This window comes from Sunxiuqinia indica (genome assembly GCF_009847015.1).
In the GTDB taxonomy this organism is placed as follows: domain Bacteria; phylum Bacteroidota; class Bacteroidia; order Bacteroidales; family Prolixibacteraceae; genus Sunxiuqinia; species Sunxiuqinia indica.
Window position 1 is genome coordinate 358,947 of the sequence record NZ_WVEM01000001.1, and the last position, 26,202, is coordinate 385,148.

Consider the following 26,202-nt stretch of genomic DNA (forward strand, 5'->3'; position numbering starts at 1 on the left):
AGATCGAAACGACCATGATCAAAATTTTGCTCACCCAAGAGGATTGTTATTTGGTAGTTCCCTGCGTTGGTGTACGATATGAAAGTACTACAGTGGAGCACGGAAATTGTACGAACTTAAAATAAAAAATATAAACACATGAAATACAAAGCTTTTCATAAAATGTCATACGGAATGTATCTGGTAGCCTCAGAGTTAGGTGGTAAAAAATCGGGATACATTGCAAACACCGCTTTTCAGGTTACTAATTCGCCGGAACAGGTTGCAATTTCGTGCCATAAGGATAACCTCACAACGGATGTAATTCGGGAGGCGGGTGCCTTTTCTGTTTCAATATTGAAAAAGGAACTGAATGTAAAGTTGATCGGTGAATTTGGGTTTAACTCGGGTGATGCTGTAGATAAGTTTAAAGATGTAGAAGTAAAAACGGCTCAAACAGGGATGCCAATTGTAATTGATGAGTGTGTGGCATGGTTAGATTGTAAAGTAACTCACACCGTTGATGTTGGATCACACTGGCTGATTATCGGCGAAGTTGTAGAAAGTGATGTGGTGCTGGATGAAGAGCCTTTGACTTATGCTTATTATCGTGAGAAATATAAAATGTTTTCACCAAAAAATTCTCCAACGTACATTGAGCAGGACACGCTAAAGAAGGAGGAAGAGGAGCGTAAACCTGAAGGAGCAGAAGAAAACACGGAGCAGGGGGACGAAGCTTCTCCCCATGTTTGTGTAATTTGTGGCTATACTTACGATCCTGAGGTTGGTGATCCAACGATGGGAATTGAGCCAGGTACTCCGTTTGAAGATTTACCGGAGGACTATAAATGTCCGATTTGTAATGCACCGAAAGACTATTTCAAAAAAGCGTAGCCTTTGCTAATGGATTGCATTTTTGGCTCCTTCAATAGCCCATTCGGGGTATTCAAAAAGGTCGATTGGTAACACTGCTGTTCCCCAAAATATCGTTAGCAAGGTTATTAGTATGATGGCGATGAGGTTCAGGAAGAATCCAGTTTTCATCATTTCCATCATAGATAACTTTCCCGTGCTGAAAATGATTGCATTGGGAGGAGTGGCCACTGGAAACATAAAGGCCATTGATGCGGCTAAGGTGACCGGAATCATCAGCAAAAGCGGATTGACCTGAATCTCAACCGCCATTCCTGAAATAATGGGGAGCATCATTTCTGTGGTAGCAGTATTGGACGTAAATTCGGTAAGCCCGGTCATTATTGACGTAACTAGCGCCACCAATTCTATGTTGGATAAAGATTTTGCTTCAGTAAGTTGGTTGCCAATGTATGCTGAAAGTCCTGAATCAATAAAACCTCTAGCCAGTGCAAAACCACCACCAAATAACAGTACAATTTGCCAGGGGATTTTTTTGGTGATTTCCCAGTTTACCAAACCTTCTCTTTTTTTTGATGAAGGAATTACAAAAAGCAGTACTGCTACGAAAATGGCTATCGTTCCATCGTTGATAAATTCAGGATGTTCGAAAACCTTACTCCATCCGGGAATTATGAAAACTCCCAGATCAATATTCTTACGAAAAAACCAAAGAAATATTAAAAGACAGAATAAAACCAGAACTCTTTTTTCGTTAACTGAAATAGGGCCAAGCTCTTTGTATTTTTGTTGAAAAAAGTCTTTTTTTAGAACAGACATTTCTTTTCCGGGTTTGTACCTGAAGTAAAGGAAGGACAGCGTCACCAGAAACATGGAAATTGTTAACGGAAGAGCAAAGACAGCCCACTGCCCGAATGAAATCTCTGGACCGGCAGGAAAAATAATTTCGAAAATCCGGACAAAAGATAAGTTCGGAGGTGTCCCCACCAATGTGCTGATGCCGCCAATTGAACAAGCGTAAGCAATACTAAGAAGTAGGCCTGTTCTGAATTTTAGAATGTGCTTTTCTCCAACAACATCAGCCAATGCTGTTACAACCGAAAAGGCGATAGGTAACATCATCATTGCCGTTGCGGTATTTGACATCCACATGGATAGGAATGCTGCAGCAAACATGAATCCAAACAAAATCATGATGGGTTTGCTGCCAGCCAGCGATAATATTTTCAGGGCTATTCGCTTATGGAGATTCCATTTTTCAAGAGCAAGTGCCATAATAAACCCACCGATGTACAAAAATATGATGTAGTTGATGTAGGAGTTCGATATGGCTTTCCCATCGAGAACACCCAGCATCGGAAAAAGAAGTATGGGTAGGAGTGAGGTTACACCTATTGGAAGTGCTTCGGTTACCCACCAGAGAGCAACGAGAACCGCAATTGCTGCCGTGTAAGTAACCTCAGGGAAGCCGGGCTTTAAATCGACAAAAAATAAGATGCTGAAGAAAATAAGTAGACCAGCAAAAAGGATCTTGAAATTAATGGATGATTTAGTTGCAGGTGCTGCCATAAGACTTAAAGATCAATATCGTTTCATTAAATTTCCAACTAATTTATGATTTTAATATTGATCTCTAAATGTTTGGATATAAAAAATCCCAACCGGATAAGGTCGGGATTTTTTATGTCATGCTTGTGTTTTTACATGTTGGTATCTTTCAGAATAACATCGTGTGCGCCGCCTTCAACAATACTTGTAGCCGAAACCAAGGTGATTTTAGCCTCTTCTTTTAGTTGTTGAATAGAGATTGAACCACAGCTGCACATTGTTGATTTCATTTTCCCTATAGTAATATCCAGGTTGTCTTTTAATTTACCTGCGTAAGGAACATAGCTGTCAACACCTTCTTCAAACTTCAGCCCTGTGCTTCCACCCATGTCGTACCGCTGCCAGTTACGTGCACGGTTCGATCCTTCGCCCCAGTATTCTTTTACGTAGCGGTTATTCACCATCATTTTGCGAGTAGGGCTTTCATCAAAACGAGCAAAGTAACGTCCCATCATCAGGAAATCGGCACCCATGGCCAATGCCAATACCATGTGGTAATCCTGCACAATTCCGCCATCAGAACAAATTGGAATGTAAGTACCTGTTTGTTCAAAGTATTCGTCGCGTGCCGCTGCCACTTCAATAATAGAGGTGGCTTGTCCACGGCCAATTCCTTTTTGCTCGCGAGTGATACAAATTGAACCTCCACCAATACCAACTTTTATAAAATCGGCACCAGCTTCAGCTAAGAAAAGGAATCCTTCTTTGTCAACAACATTGCCCGCTCCGATTTTTACTTTGCCGTTGAATTCTTGTTTAACCCATTCCACGGTTTCGCGTTGCCAAGATGAAAAGCCGTCTGAGGAATCAACACACAATACGTCGGCTCCTGCTGCCACCAATTCCGGCACACGCTCTTTATAGTCGCGGCTGTTAATACCGGCTCCAACCATTAGCTTTTTATTTCCATCCGATAATTCGTTTGGGTGTTCTTTATGGCTTTCGTAATCTTTCCTGAAAACGAAATATTGTAGGTTTTGATTTTTATCGACGATCGGGAGACTGTTTAATTTGTTGTCCCAAATAATATCGTTAGCCTCATTCAATGCAATTCCGAGTTCCCCTTTGATGATTTTATCATAAGGAGTCATGAAGTCTTTTACTTTTTTATCCAAAGAATCGCGGCTGACACGGTAGTCTCGTCCGGTAACAATACCCAATAATTTTCCGTTGGTCGTTCCGTCTGCTGTAATTCCTACAGTTGAATGACCTGTTTTCTCAATCAATTCAATTACATCGGCTAACGTGTCCTCAGGAGTCAGGTTCGAATCACTTTCAACAAATCCAGATTTGAATTTTTTTACTTTACGCACCATTTCGGCCTGCGTGTCAATTGGCTGAGATCCGTATATGAAAGATAGTCCGCCATTTCGCGCTAAGGCAATTGCCATATTATGATCGGAAACCGATTGCATGATTGCCGAGACAAATGGGACATTTAATTCCATACTAGGCTTTTCGCCTTTTTTAAAGCTTACCAATGGAGCTTTTAACGAAACGTTGTCAGGTAAACAGTCCTTGTCAGTAAGGCCGGGAATCAGCAAATATTCGCTAAAGGTTCTTGAGACTTCATTTGAGTACTTTGCCATAATATATCAGCTTTTGGATTGAAAAATTGCGCAAAACTACAATATTTTTACAAAGTTATAGGATTTTTAGTTTAAAAAGATTTAGCAATTGGGTGAATCTTTACAGAGCAGGTGACTCAAAGTCACCTGCTCTGCAGGCTGGCTTAGGCTTATTGATAAACCAAACCAAATTCATTTGCTCGCTCTTTGTTAATTATTTTTCCACTACGAAGTGCTGAATAATCACGTGCCGATGAAAATTCCGAATCAGGTGGTTTTCTGGTTAACCCATCTTTAACCGGATTACCATGGATATAATTAAAACATACTTGTGTATATTCTCTTTCTGGAAAAGAGGTGTTGATTATTGCTCCATAATTTGACTGAAACCAGGCAGGAGCTATTTTGTCGATTTGCGTGAGGCAGGTGGCTTTGGTTCGCTTTTGAAAAAGGCTGCCGGTTTTGTTTTCTTGTTTTTGGATTGCTCTGGTGTATGAACGAAGCAAGATTGCAGTTTTTATCTGGAAAGAACATGTAGTTTTTACGGTTGAAAAATATTTTTTGTGAATTGTTTTCCCGGTTATATATGTGATAAAGGAGACTCTTTTGCATGGAATAAAATTTTGCGTTGAATAATGCAAATTGCGATAACTTGATGAAAAGTCAATCGCTGGCGTGGGGGGTATTGATCCGATGACTTGGAGTGATCAGACCAATATTCAACCTTCAAAAGAAAAAGCTGCTTTCCAATATATGAGAAGCAGCTTTAATAATATGAATTTGTTATTTTTAACTTACACTATACATCATAAGTTGATGATGCGGTATCACCCCCGCGACCAGTCCAGTTGGTGTGGAAAAATTCGCCACGTGGTTTGTCTAAACGTTCGTAGGTGTGTGCTCCAAAGTAATCACGCTGAGCTTGCAGCAAGTTTGCAGGCAAGCGTTCGCTGCGTATTCCATCAAAATAGCACAATGCTGAAGTTAAAGATGGAACCGGAACTCCATGAGAAAGTGCTGTTGCACAAACTCGTCTCCAACCAGCCTGTGCTTTTTCAACTTTATCTTTAAAGTAAGGATCAAGTAGCAAATTGGCCAGATTTGGATTGTTGTCGAATGCAGATTTGATATCAGCTAAGAAAACCGAACGAATGATACAACCGCCACGCCACATCAGGGCAATGCCGCCGTAGTTCAGGTTCCAGTTATGTTCCTTGGCTGCTTCCATCATGAGGTTGTACCCCTGAGCATACGAAATGATTTTTGCACCAAATAAAGCATCTTTCAAGTCGTTAATCATTTGAGCTTTGTCGCCATCAAACTTTGTCTTTGGGCCTTCAATTACTTTTGAGGCTTCGACACGCAAATCTTTTTGCGCTGACAAACAACGTGCAAATACAGATTCGCCAATCAGGGTCAATGGAATGCCGAGATCTAGTGCTGCAACGCCAGTCCATTTTCCGGTCCCCTTTTGTCCGGCGGTGTCCAGGATTTTTTCAACCAGTGGTTCGCCATCTTCATCTTTAAAACCGAGAATATCGCGAGTAATCTCAATTAGGTAAGAGTCCAATACATCGTTGTTCCATTCTTTGAAAACCTCGTGCATTTCATCGGCATTCATGCCAAGTAGTTCTTTCATCATTTGGTAGGCTTCGCAAATAATTTGCATGTCGCCGTACTCAATCCCGTTGTGAACCATCTTTACAAAATGACCGGCGCCATCTTCACCAACCCAGTCGCAACAAGGCTCGTTGTCTTCCACTTTGGCTGCCACTGCCTGAAAAATTTCTTTCACGTGTGGCCAAGCTGCGGGCGACCCGCCCGGCATCATTGATGGCCCTTTTAAAGCGCCTTCTTCGCCACCCGAAACACCAGTTCCAATATAAAGTAGCCCCTTGCTTTCTACGTACTTTGTTCTTCTAATCGTATCGGGGAAGTGAGAGTTACCACCATCGATAATAATATCACCTTCTTCCAGATGAGGAATCAGTAATTCAATGAAGTCATCAACCGGTTTCCCAGCTTTTACAAGCATCATTACTTTTCGGGGTTTTTCTAAAGAAGCTACTAAATCTTTAATAGAGTGAGCGCCTATGAAATTCTTTCCGGCACCTCGTCCGTTTACAAATTTGTCTACTTTTTCTACCGTACGGTTGTATACCGCAACCGTGTAGCCTTTACTTTCCATGTTTAAAACCAGGTTTTCGCCCATTACAGCTAACCCAATCAAACCGATGTCTGCTAATTTTGCCATTTTTTATAATTTATTTTCTTTTTCTGTTAGTTATATTGAATGTCAAATTGAAATATTGAACCCAAGTTGTTTTAGTTTGTCAACTGTTACGTTATTTATATTTTTAGGTTTAATTGTAAAAACAGGATACTCTCTTCGTACAGGATAATCGCCGCGTAGCTTCTCAAACAGTTCAGGATTATTTCGCAATTGTTGGTCATCGTTCCTGATATCGTAAGTGAACCGAATTGCTTCACCAATGATCTCTTCCTCTGTACGATTTAAACCATCCAGATTGATTATTGTTTGATCCGGAAGATCGACTCCCTGCGGTTGCCAGTCGTCTATTCCAAGGTTGAAAAACTGACTGATTGCCTGAATGCTCATCCTAGTTCCATTGGCCTTCCCATCCTTCGAGTAGCCTGCTATGTGGGGGGTCGCCAGATCAACCAGCTGTAACAGGTTTCGGTCGATGTCGGGTTCGCGCTCCCAGCAATCCAGTACCATGCCTGAAATTTGTCCTCGTTCAATAGCCGACTCGCCGGCAAATGTGTCGACTACCTCGCCCCGGCATGTGTTAAAAATGATTGGGCAATGTTCTAACGAGTTAAAAAAAAGCGAGTCTGCCATATGAAAAGTTGCATCTTCTCCATGCATGGTCAATGGTACATGGAAGGTGATAATGTCTGAATTTGAGATTATTTCCTGAAAGTTGACAAACTGATCCGGTCCTTCTGCACGTTCCCTGGGAGGGTCGTTTAGCAGAACTTTCATACCTAGTAGCTCGCATACTTTGGCCACTTTAGAACCCACCTGACCAACACCGACAATGCCGATGGTTTTATCTTTTAGCCGAAAGCCTTTTTTTTCAGCCAGAACAAATAGGGCAGAGGCAATGTATTGTTCCACCGACTTGCTGTTACAACCAGGCGCATTCGTCCATTCTATTCCGGCTTGTTTACAGAAATCAGTATCAATGTGATCAAAGCCAATGGTTGCAGTAGCAATAAAACTGACAGTTGAATTCTTCAATAGCGTTTCATTGCAAATTGTGCGAGTTCGTGTAATCAGGGCATCAGCATTTTTTACAATTTCAGGAGTCGTTTTTGCTCCCGGTAAATAAACCACTTCTCCGAAAGGTTCTAATGCTCCTTTTATGTAGGGTATTTTATCGTCGATTACAAATTTCATTTTTTATTATAATAATCTTTTACAATTTCTTCCATCACCCAACTGGTTCGGGCTGCTGATTTTCCGGTGCTCGGACATTTTCCAACTCCTCGCAATTCATCAATTACCAGTTGAATATGATTTCCACCAACATGTTCTGGTTGGTCGAAATCGTAAAATAGCTCTCCTTGTTCTGTTTGCAAATTGAGTTTTATCGGATTGAAACAGGAAAACCACAGTTTACCCTTTGTTCCCAGAATTTCAATGGTATCTTCTTCGGATGAAGGATCAACAACGAAGCTCCAGCTTCCCGTTCCCAAAACGCCATTTTCAAATTCAAAAGATGCGGTAACAGTATCTTCAGCCGGATAATATCCAGCTCTATTTTGGGCTTGACCGCTTACTTTTGCAATTGGCCCGAAAATGAAATCCAGGAAATCCAGTTCATGAGATCCCATGTCATAAAACAAACCGGCACCTGCAATTTCTGGTTTTATGCGCCATGGAAGCTGCTCTGTGCTTAAGTTTTGTTCTTTTGAAGATGCAAAGAAACGGATGTTTACCGTTAGCGCTTTGCCAACAATATCATTATCCAGAAGTTCTTTGACTTTCATAAATAATGGTAATGCACGTCGATAGTAGGCTACAAAAATGGGCACCCCCGTTTCTTCTGAAACCTGGATCATTCTCTTACACTCCGCATAGGTTTTTGCCATCGGTTTTTCAATATAAACCGGTTTGCCTGCTCGCATGGCTTTTATAGCATATTCAGCATGCATATTTGGTGGAGTTGCCACGTATACCGCATTTACCTCAGCATCGTTTATCAGCTGGTCAGCACTGTCGTACCAACGCGATACCTGATGACGTTTGGCATAATCTTCAGCCAGTTTGCCATTTCTTCGCATCACAGCAACCAAACTCGAGTTTTCTAATTTGTAGAGTGGGGGGCCATTCTTCTTTTCTGTGACATCGCCACATCCAATAATTCCCCATTTAATTTTATCTAGATCTAGCTTCATGAAGTATGAGAAGATTTTCCGGTAACTGATAAATTAATAGTTGAATCGATCTTTAAAAGCCCACAAGCCAATTGCAGGGTTTGAGATGTAAAAGATTTCTTCTCCATTCGGTAGGCTATTGAATCCATCTTTCAGTGTTTCCGGATTGTAACGGGCAGTGATTTCATCGTAATCGCCATATTTGAATCCAACACTTTCTATTTCTTCGCGGGTTAAATTACCGGTTTTCTTGCCCGGACAGTAAGTAATACTGAAACGCCCTTCGGAAGAACCATGAATTAGGTGAGCCGCAGCACTTAAATTGTTCCGAAGCTCTTCATTTTCATCACACGATTTAAGAGTTGCCGGAGTTCCAAAGTAACCATATTTACGAATTAACCTGTCAATCTCTTTATCTTCTCCAAACTCTTTTAATGCTGGAGCTAAAACAATTAACTCGCCGTCATCATCAATAGCCATGCGTGTTCGGTATACAGATTTATTGCCCAGCCAGGTTGATTTGAATTCAGTGGGATCGAGCCAAACGACTACTTTTTTCAGTGGTTTATCCAGCATTTCAAAATTAACCTGTAACGAAAGCTTGGCTGCTTTGTCAAACACTTCATAATCGTCGCCAATAAATAAGCCGCGGGTTTTTACTTTTCCGTCCGTTTTATCGAGACCTACAACCGTTTGAACATATAAAATAGGCAGGTTTTGTGTGAAATTATCGGATGCGTAATTGAAGATTCTGCGCACTGGTGTATCAGCGTGTCCCATCATTCGTTCCATACCGTAGGCAGCACCTACGAAATGGCTCTTGTTGATTCCTTCAACACCTCCGGTTCCAACAAATACATTTTTGTTATAATTAGCCATGCCGACCACTTCGTGAGGGACAACCTGCCCAATTGACAAAATCAGGTCGAACTTTCCTTCCAACAAAAGTTTATTAACCTGAGCTGGCCAAGGAAAATCAACAGCACCTTCCGAGACTTTTTTTACAAACTCGGCGGGTACTTCGCCAACAGTTACAACATCATTTCTCCAATCATGCTCGCGAATCAATGATTTAGGTAAGCTGCCAAACATATGGCTAATTTGTCCTTCAGTCATGGGAGAGTGGGTTCCCAGTGCCGGTAAAACATCGGTCAATTTGTCGCCATAAAATTTCCACGCCAATTCAGTAAGTTCTCCTGAACGACTTGGCAGTCTGGTGTAGTCTGGTGGAATAGCCAATACTTTGTCGACCCCCTGTATTTGTTCTAACGCCTGATAAAGCCCTTTCTTCAGGTCTTCATTGGTTAGTTCGTGTTCTGTTGATCCTATTTCGTAGTATAGCATTGTAATTCAGTTTTGATTTCGAGGTATTAAGGTTCCAGTTTAAGTATGTATCAACTTGGAACCTTAAACTGATTATCTTTTTACGCGTGCATTTCCTTCCCAGATGCTCCAAACCATATCTTCATCGGCTGGTTGAGCGTAGTCGGTAAGGAATGTGGTTGCCATGGCTCCGGTTGCCCATCCAAATTGTGGCCATTTTTCAGGATTCCAATCTTTTAAAATTCCGTAAAGCAGTCCGCCAACAAATCCGTCACCACCTCCAATACGATCTAATACATTGATGGTGCGAGGCATTATTACTTGCCAGTTGTCGTCTCCTTCCAACATGATAGCTCCCCAAAGATGCTCGTTTACGTTGACTACTTCACGCAATGTCGTAGCAAAAACGGAGGCATTTGGAAATGCTTTCTTTACTCGCCCAATCATTCCTTTAAATCCCTCAATTTCTTCCTCAATGCCTTTACCTCCGGCTTCAGGTCCTTTTATGCCTAAGCATAATTGGAAATCTTCTTCATTGCCAATCAGTATATCTGAAACAGAAGCTATTTCCGTAAAGTTTTCGCGCAATTCTTTGTCACGACCTTTCCAAAACGATGCTCGGTAGTTCAGGTCAAATGAAATACGTGTTCCATATTTTTTTGCTGCTCGAGCAATTTCCAAACAGAATGTACTGGTTTCTGGCGACAGGGCTGCAATCAAGCCGGACAGGTGCACGATTTGTACGCCTTCTTGCCCGAAAATACGCTCCAAGTCAAAATCTTTTACATTCAATGTTCTTCCAACTTCTCCGGCACGATCATTTTGTACTCGAGGACCGCGAGATCCGTATCCGCTGTCGGCAATATTAAACTGGTGTCTATATCCCCAAGGGTCTCCCTGCTCCACTTCGGGTCCTTCGTAGTCCATGTGGCGGCTTTTCAGGTTGCTTTTTATGAATTTCGCAACCGGGCTTCCTTTCACAAAAGTTGTAAGCACTTTTACCGGAAGTCCGAGAAAAGAAGCAATACTTGCCACATTTGTTTCGGCACTGGTTGCCTGCATTTTAAACATATCGCTACTATGTACCGGCTGTCCGTTAACAGGAGTAATACGCACCCCCATACTCGTGGGCACAACCAGTGAATATTTGCAGTCTTTCTTTAATTCTAAGCTCATCTTTATTTTGATTTTAAATTTTGAATAACTGATTTGACAGATTGTTTGACATTCAAATAGACACCCAATATTGGGTGTTTACCTGAAATGACAGTGACTTGTTACGGAAAGCGATAAGATTATACGCCACCAAAGGCGTTGTAACCTCCATCGACCGGAATGGTAATACCCGTAATGAACCCTGAAATATCTGAGATCAGAAATAAGGTAGCACCTTGTAAGTCTTGCGGATCTCCAAATTTTCCCATCGGCGTGTTGTTTACAATCTTTTGGCCGCGAGGCGAAAAGTTTCCGGTTTTTTCATCCATTACTAAAAAGCGGTTTTGGCTGGTAATGAAAAAGCCTGGAGCAACGCCATTTACCCGAATACCTATTTTTGCAAAGTGAACGGCCAGCCATTCGGTGAAATTATTAATGGACGCTTTTGCAGCAGAATAAGCTGGAATTTTAGTCAATGGCTTGTAAGCATTCATTGAAGAGACATTCAGAATTACTCCTTTTTTATTTTTTAACATGTCTTTTGTGAAAACCATCGATGGCAATATCGTACCCTTAAAGTTTAAATCGAATACTTTGTCAAAACCGTCCAAGTCTAACCCATAAAAGGTGTCTTCCAGTTTATCCATATTTTCCTCAGTCATTTCTTCCACTTTGGTTGTGGCTCCCGGATTATTTCCTCCTGCACAGTTAATCAGGATGTCAATAGGACCAAGCTTTTCACGAATAATCTCATTGGCCTTTTCAAGCGAAGCTTTATCCAGAACATTGGCCTCTACACCAATAATTTTTGTATCGAATTCAGCAGCAAGTTTTGCTGCAGCTTTTTCAGCTGAGGCCGTACTGCTTCCACCAACAGCTATTTTTACACCAACCGAAGCCATTGCTTTTACCATTTCGCTGCCAATAACTCCCGATCCACCTGTTATTACACACACTTTACCCTTGAGGTCTTTAAAACTAATTGGTTCCATAATTATTTGTATTAAATTCCTGGTAGAAATCCAGATTTTCTTTAGTTAAAATATCAATCGAAGTGTAATTTTCCGGAGAAACTTCTTTCTTCAGAATAATATGTTGAAATAGGGTGTTTATGGCTTGATAGCCCTGTTCTTCGGGGCGCTGGCAAATTAGGAAATCTACCAGATTTTTCCGGACACTTTCTTTGTTGCCCGGAATAAGATCGTGACCTACAAGCCTGATGTTTTTGATTTTTCTTTTTTCGAGGTATTCGGCTACTTTATATACCTGAGAATTGGTTACAAAGATGCCTCGGATATTCTGGTCATTTTTTAGTTCTTTTTCAATTTGAGCAAAGTAGTTTTTTGATGAGGTATCGTTGATTTCAATGGTAATAATTTTTTTGCTTGTACCTCCATTTTGTTTGAAATAGTCGTAAAAACCTTTTTCGCGTTGAACCAAATGGTTTTGATTGTCCATTTCGGTTGCAAAGTGTATAATTAGTATTGTTGAAGCAGCTGGTACCGAAAAGTCAAGGAGCTTTGCAGCTAGCGTCCCACTTTGGAATGAATTCTGTCCGATATAACTTAGTTTTTTACTTTCCTTAATATTTGAGTCAATAAAAACGAAAGGAATCTTTTTTGATTCAAGTTCTTTTATAAAAGCCTTGGCTTCCCTAGAGAAAAAAGGAGCTAGTACAACGCCGTCATGATGGTTTTTTATAAGTTCGTTGGCTTTGTCTACGAAGGAGTTGGCATCATCCTGAGCAAATTTATAAATCTTGATCGCAATTCCGTATTGTTGAATTTCGTCGTAAGCGCGTCGCATTCCGTTTAAAGGTTTATTCCAGTATGCTTCTTCCACAGACGAATCTGGAATAAGAACAGCTAGCGAATGTGTCTTTTTTGAAGCAAGAGCACTCGCCAGAATATTCGGATGGTAGTCGAGTTCTTCAATTATTTTCATGATTTTCTCTCTCGTAGCTTTCGATACTTCGCCACGCTTATGAAGAACACGGTCTACGGTTCCAATCGAAACATTTGCTTTTTCTGCAATGTCTTTTATTCGTATTCTTTTTATTGGTTTGATGACATTTTGTGTTAAGTTATTGAACTCTCTAAAGCAAAACTATGCAATTTTTTTAAATATCGTGTGCGAACACGGAAAAAACTATTGTATAACATTTTTTGGCTGATTTTTGTTTTTTTATATGGCCAAGAAGAATAAAAATTCTAATTTCGTGTGCGAACACGGGGTGGAAGCATGTTTGTCATGTTTTGGTGAGATTGATTGATAACTAAATAAATATATACCATGGAATTAAGTAAGTACAGTTTTGGAGTGGGTGATCGTTTTTCCCACCAAGGAGAAGCTCAGTTAAGAGCAATTGTTAAAGCTAATCAGGCTGGTGTTAATGTTAGTCCGGTATGGAATAAATCCAATCGGGAGCACAGTAATGTGAAGACCAAGCCAGACGATGTGCGCACCGAAGCTGATGCAGCGGTGAAAGCATTAGGGTATGAATTACCTTATTATGTCGACGCTGATCATATTAACTTAACCACTGTAGCTCCATTCGTTAAAGGTGCTGACTTTTTTACTCTTGATGTGGCTGCTTATATTGGCAACGAAAGCTCAAAAGAGTCAGTTGATGCTTTTTTGTCTTCGTGTGAAAAGTATAAAGGAGCGCTGAAGATTCCGGGTATCAAAGATGACATTCAGGTAGATGATAGTTTGCTGGCAAAGGTTGTTGAGAACTTTTTGGCCGCAACTGAAGAAGCGGCAGCTATTTATAAATATTTAGTTGAAAAGAAAGGACAGGGAAATTTCATTGCTGAGGTGTCGATGGATGAAGTTGAAAATCCACAAACTCCGGTTGAGTTATTCTTTATTCTGAAAATGTTGGCTGATAAAGGTGTGCCTGTTCAAACAATTGCGCCGAAATTTACCGGTCGCTTCAACAAAGGAGTCGACTATGTTGGCGATTTAGACCAGTTTGCCAAAGAGTTTGAAGAAGACTTAATGGTGATTGCATATGCAGTTAAGGAATTCGGACTTCCTTCAGATCTTAAGTTGAGTGTGCACTCAGGTAGCGATAAGTTTTCAATTTATCCGATTATGGCCGACATTATCAAGAAGCATGATAAAGGCCTACACATAAAAACAGCAGGAACAACTTGGTTAGAAGAAGTTATTGGGTTAGCCCTGTCTGGTGGAGAGGCATTGGAGGCTGCGAAAGAAGTTTATGCGACAGCACTTGGACGTAAAGAGGAATTGTGCGCGCCCTACGCTGATGTGATTGATATTAAAGACAATGAGTTGCCAACGGTTGATGAAGTAAATGGTTGGGATAGCGAAAAATTTGCCAATACGTTACGTCATATTCCCGGACATGCCGATTACAATCCTAATTTCCGTCAGTTGATTCATGTCGGATATAAAGTGGCAGCAGAAATGGGAGAGCGTTACTACACTTTATTGGAAAATAATGCGGAGGTAATTGGAAACTGCGTAGAAGAAAATATTTTTGATCGTCATTTAAAACGATTATTCAATTTGTAAATTCATAGAAAATAAAAAACCGAGTATTGATGAAGAAGTTTATGGATGAGAACTTTCTGTTGCAAACAGAAACAGCTCAGAAACTGTATCACGAACATGCGGCAAAAATGCCGATTTTTGACTATCACTGTCACATTTCGCCCAAAGAAATCGCCGAAGATAAAACATTTGATAACATAACTCAGATCTGGTTGTATGGCGATCATTATAAGTGGCGCGCTATGCGAACGAATGGTGTTGACGAACGCTATTGTACCGGAGATGCCAGCGACTGGGAGAAATTTGAAAAATGGGCAGAGACGGTGCCTCACACCTTGAGAAATCCTTTGTACCACTGGACTCATTTAGAGTTGAAGAAGTTTTTTGGAATAGACAAGGTTCTTAGTCCTGACACCGCTAAGGAGATTTGGGATGAGTGTAATGCCAAATTAACGTCTGGTAGTTACTCCTGCCGCGATATTATCCGTATGGCGAATGTCGACACAATTTGCACAACTGATGATCCTGTTGATAATCTGGAGCATCACCGTGCTATTAAAGAAAGTGGATTCGAAGTAAAAGTATTACCAGCTTGGCGTCCTGATAAAGCGATGATGGTTGAAGATAAAGATTTCTTTAACGATTACGTCGACCAGTTAGCTGAAGCTGCAAATGTGGAGATTGATAGTTTCGATGCTTTTATGGTTGCCCTGGATAAGCGTCATCAATTTTTTCATGATAACGGTTGTCGATTGTCAGACCACGGCTTGGATACTGCTTTTGCAGAAGATTATTCAGAGGCTGAGATTAATGCAATTTTTGATAAAATTCGTTCACTGAAAAATTTGTCGGCGACTGAAATCCTGAAGTTTAAATCGTGCATGTTATACGAATTTGGAATCATGGATAATTCGCGCGGATGGACCCAGCAATTCCATATAGGAGCGCAACGTAACAACAATACACGCTTGTTTAACAAGCTAGGGCCAGATACAGGATTCGACTCGATAGGTGATGTTCCGGTAGCTGCTCCGTTGGCTAAATTATTGAATCGCTTAGATTTGGAAGACAAACTAAGCAAAACAATTCTATACAATCTGAATCCTCGCGATAATGAACTGTATGCCACAATGATTGGAAACTTCCAGGATGGATCGGTTCCGGGAAAAATGCAATATGGCTCAGGATGGTGGTTTTTGGATCAGAAAGATGGTATGGAAAAACAAATGAATGCGCTATCTAATCTTGGACTATTGAGCCGCTTCGTTGGAATGTTAACAGATTCACGTAGTTTCTTGTCGTATACACGTCACGAATATTTCCGCCGAACACTGTGTAACCTACTTGGTAACGACGTTGAGAATGGTGAAATTCCAGCGAATATGGAGCTATTGGGTGAGATGGTTGAGAATATTTGTTACAACAATGCAAAAAGCTATTTTAATTTTTAGTGAAATTCATACATTTCGGAACAAGAAAGATACTATTTGTATTGATTCTTTTCGAAATGTGTTTTATTTTTGCAATCGATTGCACACAGAAATTAAAGTTAATTAAAAGATGAATAAAAAAGTTGTAACGTTTGGAGAGATCATGTTGCGCTTAGCAACTCCAGGGTATTTAAGATTTAATCAGGCTGACAGTCTGAACGCCACTTTTGGTGGTGGAGAAGCTAATGTAGCCGTTTCGTTGGCCAACTACGGTATTCCTGTAGATTTTGTAACACGTCTTCCTAAAAATGACATAGCCCGCGCCTGTAAAATGGATTTGAGAGGATATGGAGTAGGAGTAGACAAGATTATTGAAGGTGGAGACCGTGTAGGTATTTATTTCCTTGAAACCGGTGCGGTAAGCCGAGGTAGTAAAGTCGTTTATGACCGCGCCCATTCTGCGATTTCTGAAATTAAGCCAGGAATGATTGATTGGGATGAAGTATTTGAAGGAGCAGGCTGGTTTCACTGGACTGGTATTACTCCTGCAATCTCACAAGGTGCAGCCGATGCTTGTTTGGAAGCAATTCAAAAAGCAAATGAAAAGGGGATCACGGTATCCTGTGATTTGAACTACCGCAAAAACTTGTGGAAATATGGTAAATCATGTGGCGAAGTAATGCCAGCGTTGGTTGCCGGAACCGATGTGGTTTTAGGTAACGAAGAAGATGCTGCTATGGCTTTGGACATCCATCCTGAAGGAGTGGATGTAACGGGTGGTCATGTTGAAGGAGCTGCTTATGAATCGGTTTCGAAACAAATTATGGCTAAATTCCCTCGCTGTAAAAAGGTAATTACAACTTTGCGTGGTTCAATCAATGCTAATCACAACAGCTGGGCCGGTGTCCTTTGGGATGGCAAGAAGCTATTCGAATCTCGTCAGTACCAGATTACTCACATTGTTGATCGTGTTGGTGGTGGTGATTCTTTTATGGGCGGTTTAATCTACGGATTATTAACCTATCCGGACGACGATCAGAAGGCACTGGAATTTGCAGTAGCTGCTTCTTGTTTGAAGCACACGATTTACGGCGATTACAACCAGGCTACTCTGGAAGAAGTAGAGAAATTAATGGGTGGTGATGCGTCAGGACGTGTTGCTCGATAAATTATTAAATAGTTGATAATGAATGATGGGGTTCAGAAGTTATTATACTTCTGGATTCCATAATTCTTTTTAATACAGAGATAAAAAAATGGCTAGATTTTCGAGAATACAAGTAGCGCAAGTGATGAAAGAAACGGGTATTGTCCCAGTATTTTATCACGCTGATGTTGAATTGTGTAAACAAGTTATTAAAGCGTGTTACGATGGTGGAATTCGGGTATTCGAATTTACAAACCGTGGTGATTTTGCTGCTGAGGTTTTTGGTGAATTAACAAAATGGTCGGCTAAAGAATGCCCTGATATGATCATGGGAGTTGGTTCAATTATCGATGAGGCAACTACCGCATTATATATTTCTATTGGTGCAAACTTTATTGTTTCTCCGTTGATTGACGAAGGAATGGCGAAAGTTTGTAACAAACGTAAAATTGCCTGGAGTCCAGGTTGTGGATCAGTAACTGAAATTGGTCGAGCACACGAGCTCGGTTGCGAAGTCGTAAAAATATTCCCTGGTTCTTCGGTTGGCGGACCTGACTTTGTAAAAGGAGTAATGGGACCAATGCCATATGCAAGCATCATGCCTACTGGAGGGGTTTCTCCGGATGAAGAAAACCTGACTAGCTGGTTCAAAGCTGGTGTGCATTGTGTAGGAATGGGATCACAGTTATTTCCTAAAGATGTGCTGGCAAAAAAAGATTTTTCCTATATTTCGACGAAATGTAAAGAAGCTCTTAGTATCGTGGAAAAATTACGCTAAGTTGGCTGGAAATTAATTAAACCAATAAATAAAAGTTTTTTATTATGTCGTTAAATCAAGTTACAGAGAAAGTGTCCAAATACCGGTGGACAATTGTGGCTATGTTGTTTATGGCAACTACTGTAAACTACTTAGACCGCCAGGTACTATCGCTAACCTGGAAAGATTTTATTGCTCCGGAGTTCCACTGGACAGACAATGATTATGGAACAATCACTGCATGGTTCTCTGCATTCTATGCTATTGGCCTTTTGTTTGCAGGTCGATTTGTCGATTGGTTAGATACCAAAAAAGGATATATGTGGGCCATCGGCGTTTGGTCGGTTGGAGCTGTTTTACACGCATTTTGTGGTATTGCTACCTCCGGAATAGTTTCTGGCCATTGGTTGGTAGGCTTTGGAGAAGCGCGTGAACACATTGAACAATTTATTAATACAACTGGTGATATTGCGAGAGTATTAAATGTGAGTGTTGTACTCTTTATTTTCGCTCGTTTAGTATTGGCAATCGGAGAGGCAGGTAACTTCCCTGCAGCGATTAAGACAACTGCTGAATATTTCCCCAAAAAGGACCGTGCTTATGCGACATCTATTTTTAACGCTGGAGCAACAGTCGGTGCGTTAGCTGCGCCTGTTACGATCCCATTATTGGCGAAACATTTTGGATGGGAAGCTGCTTTCATTGTGATTGGTGGTCTCGGTTTTATTTGGATGGGATGGTGGCAGTTTGGTTATGCTAAGCCGGATAAGCATCCTAAAGTGAATAAAGCTGAGTTGAATTATATTAACCTGGATGATGATGATCCGGATGCAGGAAAAACAGATGAAGAGATTGCTGCTAAAGGTAAGAAGATGAGCATGATTAAACTGTTGAAATACAGACAAACATGGGCTTTTGCTTTTGGTAAATTCATGACTGATGGTGTGTGGTGGTTCTATTTGTTTTGGACTCCGGCATACTTGAGCTCGGTATATGGAATGGAAACCTCTGATACGGCAGCACAATTAGCACTGTTTGTTCTATATGCAATTACACTATTTTCAATTATTGGTGGTTGGTTACCCACTTATTTTGTCGAAAACAAAGGAATGCATCCTTACGCAGGCCGAATGAAAGCAATGTTGATTTTTGCCTTTTTCCCATTGTTAGCTGTATTTGCGCAGCCGTTGGGACACTTAACATACTGGTTCCCGGTTATTATTATTGGTATAGCAGGTGCTGCACACCAAGCGTGGTCTGCAAATATCTTTACCACCGTGAGTGATATGTTTCCTAAGGCCGCAGTAGCAACAGTTACTGGTATTGGAGGGTTAGCTGGTGGTTTAGGATCAGTATTAATCAATAAAGGTTCGGGTTTATTATTCGACTTTTCGAGAGGATCAACTATGGTGCTCGATCTGGAAGTACCAATGACCAGAGATTTATTTGAGAGTGGTTCTCAATTTGTCAGAGAACCAATGAACTTCCTCGGATATGTGGGTATTGAAGCTGGTTATTTTATTATTTTCGGAATATGTGCTATTGCTTACCTCATTGGCTGGGTCGTAATGAAATCTTTGGTACCAAAATACAAACCTATTACAGATTTGGATTAGTTCTAAATTTATAAAATTTTGAAAGGTTCTTAATAAAAGCTTGCAAAGTTTATAAGAATAGAAAGAGAGTGGCTACTTGTAGTTGCTCTCTTTTTGTTTTGTGCTTGTCCGTCGCCGAAATAGGGTTGCAAAAAAAAGTTATCAAGAGGATTTCTGTTACCTTTGCACCTTCAAAAAACAAGTCGTTGGTTTACGATATATTGAAGGTAGAGTTAGGTATGCGAAATAGAATTACAGAACTGTTCGGGATAAAATATCCTGTTATATCTGGTGGAATGGTTTGGTGCAGTGGATGGAAACTGGCAGCGGCTGTCAGTAATAACGGTGGACTTGGATTGATTGGTTCCGGTTCAATGCACCCAGAAGCATTATTAGAACACATTCAGAAGATCAAAAAAGCCACCAATAAGCCTTTCGGGGTAAATGTTCCTCTGTTATATCCGCAGGTCGATGAGATTATCAGAATCATTGTTGCGGAGAAAGTACCTATCGTTTTCACCTCGGCAGGAAGTCCAAAAAAATGGACCGGATTTTTGAAGGAACAAGGCATAATTGTAGCTCACGTTATCGCCAGTTCGTACTTCGCAAAAAAGTGCGAAGAGGCCGGTGTTGATGCTGTTGTAGCCGAAGGATTTGAAGCTGGCGGACATAATGGTCGCGAGGAAACAACCACCATGACTCTAATCCCGTCGGTGCGAAAAGCAACTTCACTACCCGTAATGGCCGCCGGAGGTATTGGCAGTGGTAAAGCGATGTTAGCAGCGATGGCACTTGGAGCAGATGGAGTTCAGGTTGGAAGTCGGTTCGCCCTGACTCAGGAGTCGTCGGCTCACGATAACTTTAAAAAGTTAGTTGCCGAACTGGGCGAAGGGGCGACAAAACTATCGCTTAAAAAACTGGCGCCTGTTCGACTGATCAAAAATGAGTTTTTCAAGCAGGTTGCTGAAGCCGAGTTGCGAGGTGCCGATGCCAGCGAGCTTAAGACTTTACTTGGCAAAGGACGTGCAAAACGGGGAATGTTTGAAGGCGACCTGGAGCAAGGTGAGCTCGAAATAGGGCAGGTTGTAGCACAATTTGAAGATATTCCATCGGCCGCAGATGTGATGACCCGCTTGATTGCCGAATATGAACAAGTACGAAAAGAACTTGTTGAAGGTGCGAGCTTCAATTTTTAAAAATCAATTCAAAAAAATACGAGTTAATTTATATGGTAAAATTTTACCGCGAACAGCTTGAAAATGGGCTGCAGTTAATTATTTATCCAGATTACTCAACACCAATGGTTGCGCTGGATGTGTGTTATCATGTTGGAGCTAAAAATGAATCTCCGGAACGAACGGGATTTGCTCACTTGTTTGAGCACCTCATGTTTGGTGGCACTAAAAATATTCCGAATTACGACGATGCTTTGCAGCAAGCAGGAGGCGAGAATAATGCCTATACAACGAATGATTTGACGAATTACTATTTGACAGTCCCTAAAGAAAATTTAGAGATTGGCTTTTGGTTGGAATCAGACCGCATGTTGGAACTGGATTTTTCTCAGGAAAAGCTTGATATTCAGAAAAACGTGGTGATCGAAGAGTTTAAGCAACGCAATCTCAATCAACCGTATGGTGATGTTTGGCCATTACTACGCGAATTGGCTTACAAAGTTCATCCTTATCAGTGGCAAACCATCGGAAAAGATATTAGCCACATTGAAGATGCCAGTCTGCAAGAAGTTGAAGATTTCTTCTATCGCTTTTATGCGCCCGATAATGCCGCTTTGATTTTAAGTGGAAATGTGGATCGTGAGGAATGTCTGCATTTGGCGAACAAGTGGTTTGGCTCAATTCCGAGCCGAAATGTAAAAAAGGCGGCCATTCCATTGGAGCCGGAACAAGCAAATTTCCGGGAAATGACTGTTGAACGAGACGTGCCGGACACTGCTTTGTATATGGCCTTTCATATGGCTGGCAGGACTCAGCGCGAATATTATATTTGCGATTTGATCTCAGATGTGCTGTCCAACGGAAACAGCTCGCGCATGTATCAGCGATTAATCAAAGAGCAAAAATTATTTATTGAACTTGATGCTTATCTTTCTGGAGATCACGATCCGGGCTTGTTCATTGTTTCTGGTAAGTTAGCTAAAGGCGTTACGATTGAGCAAGCGAAAAAAGCAGTTTGGACCGAATTGGAAAATATGCAACAAGAGTTGGTGCCAACTATTGAGCTTGAAAAAGTGAAAAATAAGTTGGAGGCCAATTTAGTTTATTCCCAGATGAATTACCTGCATATGGCTCAGGAACTGGCAAATTTTGAAAACATTGATCGGGCTGAACGAATTAACGAGCAAATTGATATTTATCGTTCGGTGGCCAGTGCCGACTTGATGATAACTGCCCAGAAGATCTTTTCAGAATCCAATTGCTCACAACTCAATTATCTAGCAAAAAAATGATAGATCGTACGATACAACCAACCATTTACGAAACAAAGAAACCGATCATTATTAAGCCCGTATCTTCGCAGCTTAATAATGATATTCCAGTGCATTTTCTTCAGGCCGGAACGCAGGAAGTAACCCGCTTAGAGTTTATTTTTGAGGCTGGCCTTTGGAACGAAGATAAGCCCTTGCAAGCCGTACTTACAAATGCTATGTTGCAAGAGGGAAGTGCGAATTATTCAGGGGCACAAATTGCTGAAATCTTCGATTTTAGAGGAGCCTACATTCAGTTTGTTGCCGATCATCATTTGGGAACAATTAGCTTGATCAGCCTGAATAAGCATTTGCCTTATTTGTTGCCCATTGTCGAAGATTTAATCAAGCGACCATCGTTTGATGCAAATGAATTTGAAACGTTGGCGAAACGAAGAAAGCAACGCTTTTTGCTAGAAAATGAGAAGGTAAAAGTACTTTGCCAAAAGAAGTTTTCTGAAGTGTTGTTTGGTAAGAGTCATCCCTATTCACATACTGTTTCTGCTGATGATTTTGACCGTTTGACATGTTCTGATTTGGCGGATTTCTACCAGAGATCTTATCATGCCGAGAATTGTCAGATTATGGCTTCTGGAAATATGGATGTCAGTTTGCTGAAACTTCTAAATAAGCATTTTGGTGATTTGAATTGGAGAGGAGTGAAGCAGCTTCAACAAAAAAGAACGATTCAACAATTACAGGAAAAGCAACTTCGTGTGGTTAAAAATGACGCCATTCAATCAGCAATTCGGGTTGGGCGTTTGATGGTAAAAAAGGATCATCCGGATTATATCGGGTTACAGGTTTTGAATACTGTTTTGGGCGGATATTTCAGCTCTCGGCTCATGATGAATATTCGCGAGGAAAAAGGCTATACTTATGGAATTGGTTCTTCGGTGATGAGTTTGAATGAAGCCGGCTATTTTGTAATTGCTACCGAAACGGATAAAAAATATGTGGAGGCGACGGTTACAGAAATATTCCTGGAACTGAAAAAGCTTCGCGAAGAATTAATCCCTGAAGCTGAGTTGAGTCGGGTTTGCCAATATTTATTGGGCGAATTTGTTCGCGATTTTGATGGACCGTTTGCACAGGCTCAGTCTTTCAGAGCTGTGAATGATTTTGGTTTGGGCTACGAATTTTACGAGCAGTATTATCAGCTTTTGAGAGCTATTAAACCGGAAGATTTGCAGTTGCTAGCACAAAAATATTTCGACGAGGACGATTTTTACACCGTAATTGCAGGCGCTTAATAACAACGATTCGTGAAGAACCTTTTTTCAAATACTATTTTTTTGGCTATCGTAGCTTGTTTGTTGTGGTCTTCGGCTTTTGTCGGCGTGAAAATCGGTTTGCAATATCACACGCCATTTCAGTTTGCAGGAGTTCGGTTTACACTTTCCGGTTTGATGCTGTTTTTCTTTTTCAACAATTACCGTAATTACGTAGCACAGATTAAGGAGCATTGGCGGTTTATTTCCCTGATCGGATTGCTTCAAACGGTTATTCAATACATGTTTTTTTATTCGGGAATTAACTTGCTCCCCGCTTCTATAGCAGCACTAATTATAGGCTCTTCGCCGTTATTTATCTCGGTGGTTTCACACTTTAGTTTCCAGAATGATAAAATGAATTGGCTGAAAACCATGAGCATTTTGTTGGGAGTTGTGGGTGTAGCAATCATCAGTCTTGGACGAAGCGAATTGCCTTCTGGAATAAAAATAAGCCTGTTGGGAATTGCATTACTTTTGGCTAATAATTTTGTTTCTGGTTTCTCGAATGTCTTGGTTGCTAAAAAACCGGCACGGTTAGCTCCAATTGTTTTAAGTTCATCGTCGCTGTTTTTTGGTGGAATTGGGTTGATCATTATTTCAATTCCAGTTGAAGGTTACGGCGTAAAATCATTTGCCCCCGAGTATTTTATTGCTTTGGCGTGGTTGAGCTTCTTATCGGCAGCTGCTTTTACCATTTGGTTTGGTTTGTTGCAACGCCCGGGAGTCAAAGTCTCGGTTCTGAATACCTGGAAGTTTTTAGTTCCGGTAGCCGGTGCAATCTTAAGTTGGATGATCATACCCGACGAATCCCCCGATTTGGTTTCTATTGCAGGTATGTCGGTCATTGCGTCGTCTTTGTTGCTTTTGAATTATTCGAACCGAAAAGGCGCAAGATTGGAACGCGAAAATGCCAAGCCAATTTGATTTTGCAGTTAATCTTCTTTTTCAGCTTCTAGTTTCAGCTCGTACAGGTTTTTTGCCAACCCATCGGCTAAAGTCTTTTGCAGCATTCCTGCTAAAAAGCCTTCCATGCTTTCTTGAACAACCACTAACGTTGATTCTCTTTCCGGTTTTAGTTGCCAGTTATGAACAGCTTTTATCCACATTATTTTGCCTGTCCATCCAAGTTCCGAAGGGGAATTAGCCGTGTGGATTTCCGATTTGATTTTCAAGCCTCCAGCTTTCCAAACAAACTTTTTACCGGCAGCAGCCCGCCCATCTATCGAAGCCTTGGAAACCTCGCTTTGCCAGGTTGGCCAGTCATTGATTGACGATAATACTTTGTAGACTTTATATGCCGACGCATGAACGAGTAGTTCTGCTTCGTGAAATGCCGGTGCTTTTTTGTTGACTTCAATATTCATTTCGATCCCTTTTCAATATTAACGACTATTATTTAACAACGTTGTTTTGAGCTTGTTTTGTATCGGGTTATTCAGTTACAATCATCTCCTAAGTTTAGCAATTCTACTTTTCTGAAATCAATAGGATGGCTTTCGCCTTGCAAGGAGATTGAGCCGTTTTTCAATAAATTATTTCCATCAGGAGGTAACAGTTTTTGGTAGCTTGGATCGCGTTCGTCGAGCTGAGGTTTCGTGTACTGCATCACAACTTTACCATCAATAATATGCTTGACGATTGAGTCACCTCTGACTTCTATTTCGGCCGTAACCCACTGATTATCCAGGTAGGTTTTTGAATTCGAACTAATGCAGTGATCCAATACGAGTTTTTTGTCCATTACGACATTGGTTCCGGGAGTACAAAGGTTTAAGTTTGATCGCTCTTCTGTTTTAGTGCCTCCAAGTAGTTGAACTTCGATGCAAATGGGAAATTGCTGGTCTTTTCCCATGCTTTCAGGACTTTGTCCGTGTATCATGATTCCACTGTTTCTATTGGCCCATTGTGGTCCTCCAGGAGCCTGTTTACCAACAAACCGATACTCAACACGCATTTTATAATGCGAAAAATTGTGCTTGTAAAATAGATGCCCAAATTCGCCATCAAAGGTTTCGTACTCATCGTATCTAACCTTCAGCAGGCCATTTTCAACCCGAAACGTATGTTTGTAATTTTCTCCTAACTCATGCTTTGTTATTTTTACTTGCCAGTCATTTAAATTTTCTCCATTGAAAAGTTGAATCCATCCCTTTTCTTCTTTGGGGTGAAAAGAACAAAACAGCAGAATAGCGATAAAGGACATCGCGAAGATTTTTAGTTTGAATTGAACGTTTTTCATAATAAGTGTTTTCGTGGCCTGTTAAATTAGTGTTTTTTTCGAAATTGAATAATTCTATGTGTGCGTTATTAGAATTAACATTTTTTTCTCTCTATTATTTGCCTAATCATCGAGAATAGATTCGACATTAACCAATTGGTTAAATTTTTTGGTTGATTTATTTGGATATTGGTTTAGGTTGCCATATTTTTACCAACTGATTTAACCAAATAGTTAAACCGAAAGATTAAATGAATAAACAAAAAGATAATACGGAAGAAAGAATTTTAGACGCAGCGACTGACATCTTTATGGTAAAAGGAATGGAAGGAGCACGAATGCAGGAAATTGCAGATAAAGCAAGTATCAACAAGGCATTATTGCATTACTATTTTCGAAGTAAGGATAAGTTATTTGACGCGATACTAACCAAGATTCTGAACTTCGCGTTTCCGCAAATCGGAAAGGTTCTCTTTTCTGATCTTCCCTTTTTAGAGCGGGTTGAGCAAGTCATTGATATTTACATGACCCTCTTGTTGAAACATCAACAGCTGCCGGCATTTTTAATTAAGGAAATGAATCGGGAAGGATCCGTTCTATTTAAATTCATAGAAAAGCAGCATTTTGCGATTCAACCAATATTAAAAGAAATCCAGGATGCAATGGATCGCGGAGAAATCATTCAAATGAAGCCGGAGCATTTGGTGGTAAATGTGCTTGGGATGTGTGTTTTTCCCTTTGCAGCGAGGCCGATGATTAAAAATGTAGCCTTGAACGGTCGAGATGATTTGCTGAATGGGTTTTTAGAACAGCGCAGATTTGAGGTAAAGACATTTATAATAAGAGCTATTCAACCACAATAAACAG

General features: G+C 40.7%; 23 protein-coding genes. 11 read left to right on the top strand and 12 right to left on the bottom strand.

Features of this window, described 5'->3' with window-relative positions; genetic code table 11:
- The first annotated feature begins 138 nt into the window (after positions 1–138).
- A complete protein-coding gene (locus tag GR929_RS01400) occupies positions 139–873 on the top strand; it encodes a flavin reductase (RefSeq protein ID WP_159517122.1) in 735 nt (244 codons plus the stop codon).
- A 6-nt stretch (positions 874–879) separates the two neighbouring features.
- On the opposite strand, the gene GR929_RS01405 is transcribed toward GR929_RS01400, so the two are convergent.
- From GR929_RS01405 to GR929_RS01450, 10 genes are all read right to left on the bottom strand, one after another.
- Positions 880–2,421 (bottom strand): SLC13 family permease, encoded by a 1,542-nt coding sequence (locus GR929_RS01405; protein ID WP_159517123.1) that lies wholly within the window; start codon positions 2,419–2,421, stop codon positions 880–882.
- 131 nt (positions 2,422–2,552) lie between these two features.
- Complete coding sequence (locus tag GR929_RS01410; RefSeq protein WP_159517124.1) at positions 2,553–4,049, bottom strand: IMP dehydrogenase; 1,497 nt, start codon at positions 4,047–4,049, stop codon at positions 2,553–2,555.
- 149 nt (positions 4,050–4,198) lie between these two features.
- A complete protein-coding gene (locus GR929_RS01415; protein ID WP_159517125.1) occupies positions 4,199–4,534 on the bottom strand; it encodes a hypothetical protein in 336 nt (111 codons plus the stop codon).
- A 293-nt stretch (positions 4,535–4,827) separates the two neighbouring features.
- On the bottom strand, positions 4,828–6,282 hold the full coding sequence (gene gnd, locus GR929_RS01420) for a decarboxylating NADP(+)-dependent phosphogluconate dehydrogenase (RefSeq protein WP_159517126.1): 1,455 nt from the start codon (positions 6,280–6,282) through the stop codon (positions 4,828–4,830).
- 42 nt (positions 6,283–6,324) lie between these two features.
- Complete coding sequence (gene pdxB, locus GR929_RS01425; RefSeq protein ID WP_159517127.1) at positions 6,325–7,452, bottom strand: 4-phosphoerythronate dehydrogenase PdxB; 1,128 nt, start codon at positions 7,450–7,452, stop codon at positions 6,325–6,327.
- A complete protein-coding gene (locus tag GR929_RS01430) occupies positions 7,449–8,453 on the bottom strand; it encodes a Gfo/Idh/MocA family protein (protein ID WP_159517128.1) in 1,005 nt (334 codons plus the stop codon). Before GR929_RS01430 ends, pdxB begins: the two co-directional genes overlap by 4 nt.
- Positions 8,454–8,486: 33 nt before the next feature.
- Positions 8,487–9,776, bottom strand: a complete 1,290-nt coding sequence (locus GR929_RS01435) for a lactate racemase domain-containing protein (protein ID WP_159517129.1) — start codon at positions 9,774–9,776, stop codon at positions 8,487–8,489.
- Between the two features lie 72 nt (positions 9,777–9,848).
- On the bottom strand, positions 9,849–10,931 hold the full coding sequence (locus GR929_RS01440; protein WP_159517130.1) for a PfkB family carbohydrate kinase: 1,083 nt from the start codon (positions 10,929–10,931) through the stop codon (positions 9,849–9,851).
- A 119-nt stretch (positions 10,932–11,050) separates the two neighbouring features.
- On the bottom strand, positions 11,051–11,902 hold the full coding sequence (locus tag GR929_RS01445; RefSeq protein ID WP_159517131.1) for an SDR family oxidoreductase: 852 nt from the start codon (positions 11,900–11,902) through the stop codon (positions 11,051–11,053).
- Positions 11,889–12,977 carry a LacI family DNA-binding transcriptional regulator gene (locus tag GR929_RS01450; protein ID WP_317162831.1) on the bottom strand — a complete coding sequence of 363 codons (1,089 nt, stop codon included), beginning with the start codon at positions 12,975–12,977 and terminating at the stop codon, positions 11,889–11,891. Before GR929_RS01450 ends, GR929_RS01445 begins: the two co-directional genes overlap by 14 nt.
- Positions 12,978–13,202: 225 nt before the next feature.
- Between GR929_RS01450 and GR929_RS01455 the strand changes: the two genes are divergently transcribed.
- From GR929_RS01455 to GR929_RS01495, 9 genes are all read left to right on the top strand, one after another.
- A complete protein-coding gene (locus GR929_RS01455; protein ID WP_159517133.1) occupies positions 13,203–14,450 on the top strand; it encodes a tagaturonate epimerase family protein in 1,248 nt (415 codons plus the stop codon).
- Positions 14,451–14,479: 29 nt separating this feature from the next.
- Positions 14,480–15,880 carry a glucuronate isomerase gene (gene uxaC / locus GR929_RS01460; protein WP_159517134.1) on the top strand — a complete coding sequence of 467 codons (1,401 nt, stop codon included), beginning with the start codon at positions 14,480–14,482 and terminating at the stop codon, positions 15,878–15,880.
- 109 nt (positions 15,881–15,989) lie between these two features.
- Positions 15,990–17,027, top strand: coding sequence for a sugar kinase (locus tag GR929_RS01465; protein WP_159517135.1), 1,038 nt, complete (start codon positions 15,990–15,992; stop codon positions 17,025–17,027).
- 88 nt (positions 17,028–17,115) lie between these two features.
- Positions 17,116–17,784, top strand: a complete 669-nt coding sequence (locus GR929_RS01470) for a bifunctional 4-hydroxy-2-oxoglutarate aldolase/2-dehydro-3-deoxy-phosphogluconate aldolase (RefSeq protein WP_159517136.1) — start codon at positions 17,116–17,118, stop codon at positions 17,782–17,784.
- A gap of 44 nt (positions 17,785–17,828) precedes the next feature.
- On the top strand, positions 17,829–19,379 hold the full coding sequence (locus GR929_RS01475; protein ID WP_159517137.1) for an MFS transporter: 1,551 nt from the start codon (positions 17,829–17,831) through the stop codon (positions 19,377–19,379).
- A 218-nt stretch (positions 19,380–19,597) separates the two neighbouring features.
- Positions 19,598–20,554 carry an NAD(P)H-dependent flavin oxidoreductase gene (locus tag GR929_RS01480; protein ID WP_159517138.1) on the top strand — a complete coding sequence of 319 codons (957 nt, stop codon included), beginning with the start codon at positions 19,598–19,600 and terminating at the stop codon, positions 20,552–20,554.
- A gap of 32 nt (positions 20,555–20,586) precedes the next feature.
- Entirely contained in the window at positions 20,587–21,825 is a 1,239-nt protein-coding gene (locus tag GR929_RS01485) for a M16 family metallopeptidase (RefSeq protein ID WP_159517139.1), read from the top strand.
- The gene (locus GR929_RS01490; protein ID WP_159517140.1) at positions 21,822–23,096 is read left to right on the top strand and encodes a M16 family metallopeptidase; all 1,275 of its coding nucleotides are present in this window, start codon (positions 21,822–21,824) and stop codon (positions 23,094–23,096) included. The genes GR929_RS01485 and GR929_RS01490 overlap by 4 nt, the downstream gene beginning before the upstream one ends.
- A gap of 42 nt (positions 23,097–23,138) precedes the next feature.
- A complete protein-coding gene (locus GR929_RS01495; RefSeq protein WP_159517141.1) occupies positions 23,139–24,041 on the top strand; it encodes a DMT family transporter in 903 nt (300 codons plus the stop codon).
- 8 nt (positions 24,042–24,049) lie between these two features.
- Here the strand turns inward: GR929_RS01495 and GR929_RS01500 are convergent, their stop codons facing one another.
- Both GR929_RS01500 and GR929_RS01505 read right to left on the bottom strand, forming a co-directional pair.
- A complete protein-coding gene (locus tag GR929_RS01500; RefSeq protein ID WP_159517142.1) occupies positions 24,050–24,481 on the bottom strand; it encodes an SRPBCC family protein in 432 nt (143 codons plus the stop codon).
- Between the two features lie 71 nt (positions 24,482–24,552).
- Complete coding sequence (locus GR929_RS01505; protein ID WP_235934006.1) at positions 24,553–25,356, bottom strand: 3-keto-disaccharide hydrolase; 804 nt, start codon at positions 25,354–25,356, stop codon at positions 24,553–24,555.
- Between the two features lie 230 nt (positions 25,357–25,586).
- Between GR929_RS01505 and GR929_RS01510 the strand changes: the two genes are divergently transcribed.
- Positions 25,587–26,198: a TetR/AcrR family transcriptional regulator gene (locus GR929_RS01510; protein WP_159517143.1), complete on the top strand. Its 612-nt coding sequence runs from the start codon at positions 25,587–25,589 to the stop codon at positions 26,196–26,198.
- Positions 26,199–26,202: the final 4 nt, after the last annotated feature.

Bases quoted from the DNA above. Each gene is read 5' to 3' on its own strand.
- GR929_RS01470 (WP_159517136.1), top strand. From the start codon at position 17,116: ATGGCTAGATTTTCGAGAATACAAGTAGCGCAAGTGATGAAAGAAACG.
- GR929_RS01490 (WP_159517140.1), top strand. From the start codon at position 21,822: ATGATAGATCGTACGATACAACCAACCATTTACGAAACAAAGAAACCG.
- GR929_RS01500 (WP_159517142.1), bottom strand. From the start codon at position 24,481: ATGAATATTGAAGTCAACAAAAAAGCACCGGCATTTCACGAAGCAGAA.
- GR929_RS01440 (WP_159517130.1), bottom strand. From the start codon at position 10,931: ATGAGCTTAGAATTAAAGAAAGACTGCAAATATTCACTGGTTGTGCCC.
- GR929_RS01435 (WP_159517129.1), bottom strand. From the start codon at position 9,776: ATGCTATACTACGAAATAGGATCAACAGAACACGAACTAACCAATGAA.
- GR929_RS01455 (WP_159517133.1), top strand. From the start codon at position 13,203: ATGGAATTAAGTAAGTACAGTTTTGGAGTGGGTGATCGTTTTTCCCAC.
- GR929_RS01405 (WP_159517123.1), bottom strand. From the start codon at position 2,421: ATGGCAGCACCTGCAACTAAATCATCCATTAATTTCAAGATCCTTTTT.
- GR929_RS01400 (WP_159517122.1), top strand. From the start codon at position 139: ATGAAATACAAAGCTTTTCATAAAATGTCATACGGAATGTATCTGGTA.
- GR929_RS01505 (WP_235934006.1), bottom strand. From the start codon at position 25,356: ATGAAAAACGTTCAATTCAAACTAAAAATCTTCGCGATGTCCTTTATC.
- GR929_RS01445 (WP_159517131.1), bottom strand. From the start codon at position 11,902: ATGGAACCAATTAGTTTTAAAGACCTCAAGGGTAAAGTGTGTGTAATA.
- pdxB (WP_159517127.1), bottom strand. From the start codon at position 7,452: ATGAAATTTGTAATCGACGATAAAATACCCTACATAAAAGGAGCATTA.
- GR929_RS01485 (WP_159517139.1), top strand. From the start codon at position 20,587: ATGGTAAAATTTTACCGCGAACAGCTTGAAAATGGGCTGCAGTTAATT.
- GR929_RS01465 (WP_159517135.1), top strand. From the start codon at position 15,990: ATGAATAAAAAAGTTGTAACGTTTGGAGAGATCATGTTGCGCTTAGCA.
- gnd (WP_159517126.1), bottom strand. From the start codon at position 6,282: ATGGCAAAATTAGCAGACATCGGTTTGATTGGGTTAGCTGTAATGGGC.
- GR929_RS01410 (WP_159517124.1), bottom strand. From the start codon at position 4,049: ATGGCAAAGTACTCAAATGAAGTCTCAAGAACCTTTAGCGAATATTTG.
- uxaC (WP_159517134.1), top strand. From the start codon at position 14,480: ATGAAGAAGTTTATGGATGAGAACTTTCTGTTGCAAACAGAAACAGCT.
- GR929_RS01480 (WP_159517138.1), top strand. From the start codon at position 19,598: ATGCGAAATAGAATTACAGAACTGTTCGGGATAAAATATCCTGTTATA.
- GR929_RS01430 (WP_159517128.1), bottom strand. From the start codon at position 8,453: ATGAAGCTAGATCTAGATAAAATTAAATGGGGAATTATTGGATGTGGC.
- GR929_RS01510 (WP_159517143.1), top strand. From the start codon at position 25,587: ATGAATAAACAAAAAGATAATACGGAAGAAAGAATTTTAGACGCAGCG.
- GR929_RS01475 (WP_159517137.1), top strand. From the start codon at position 17,829: ATGTCGTTAAATCAAGTTACAGAGAAAGTGTCCAAATACCGGTGGACA.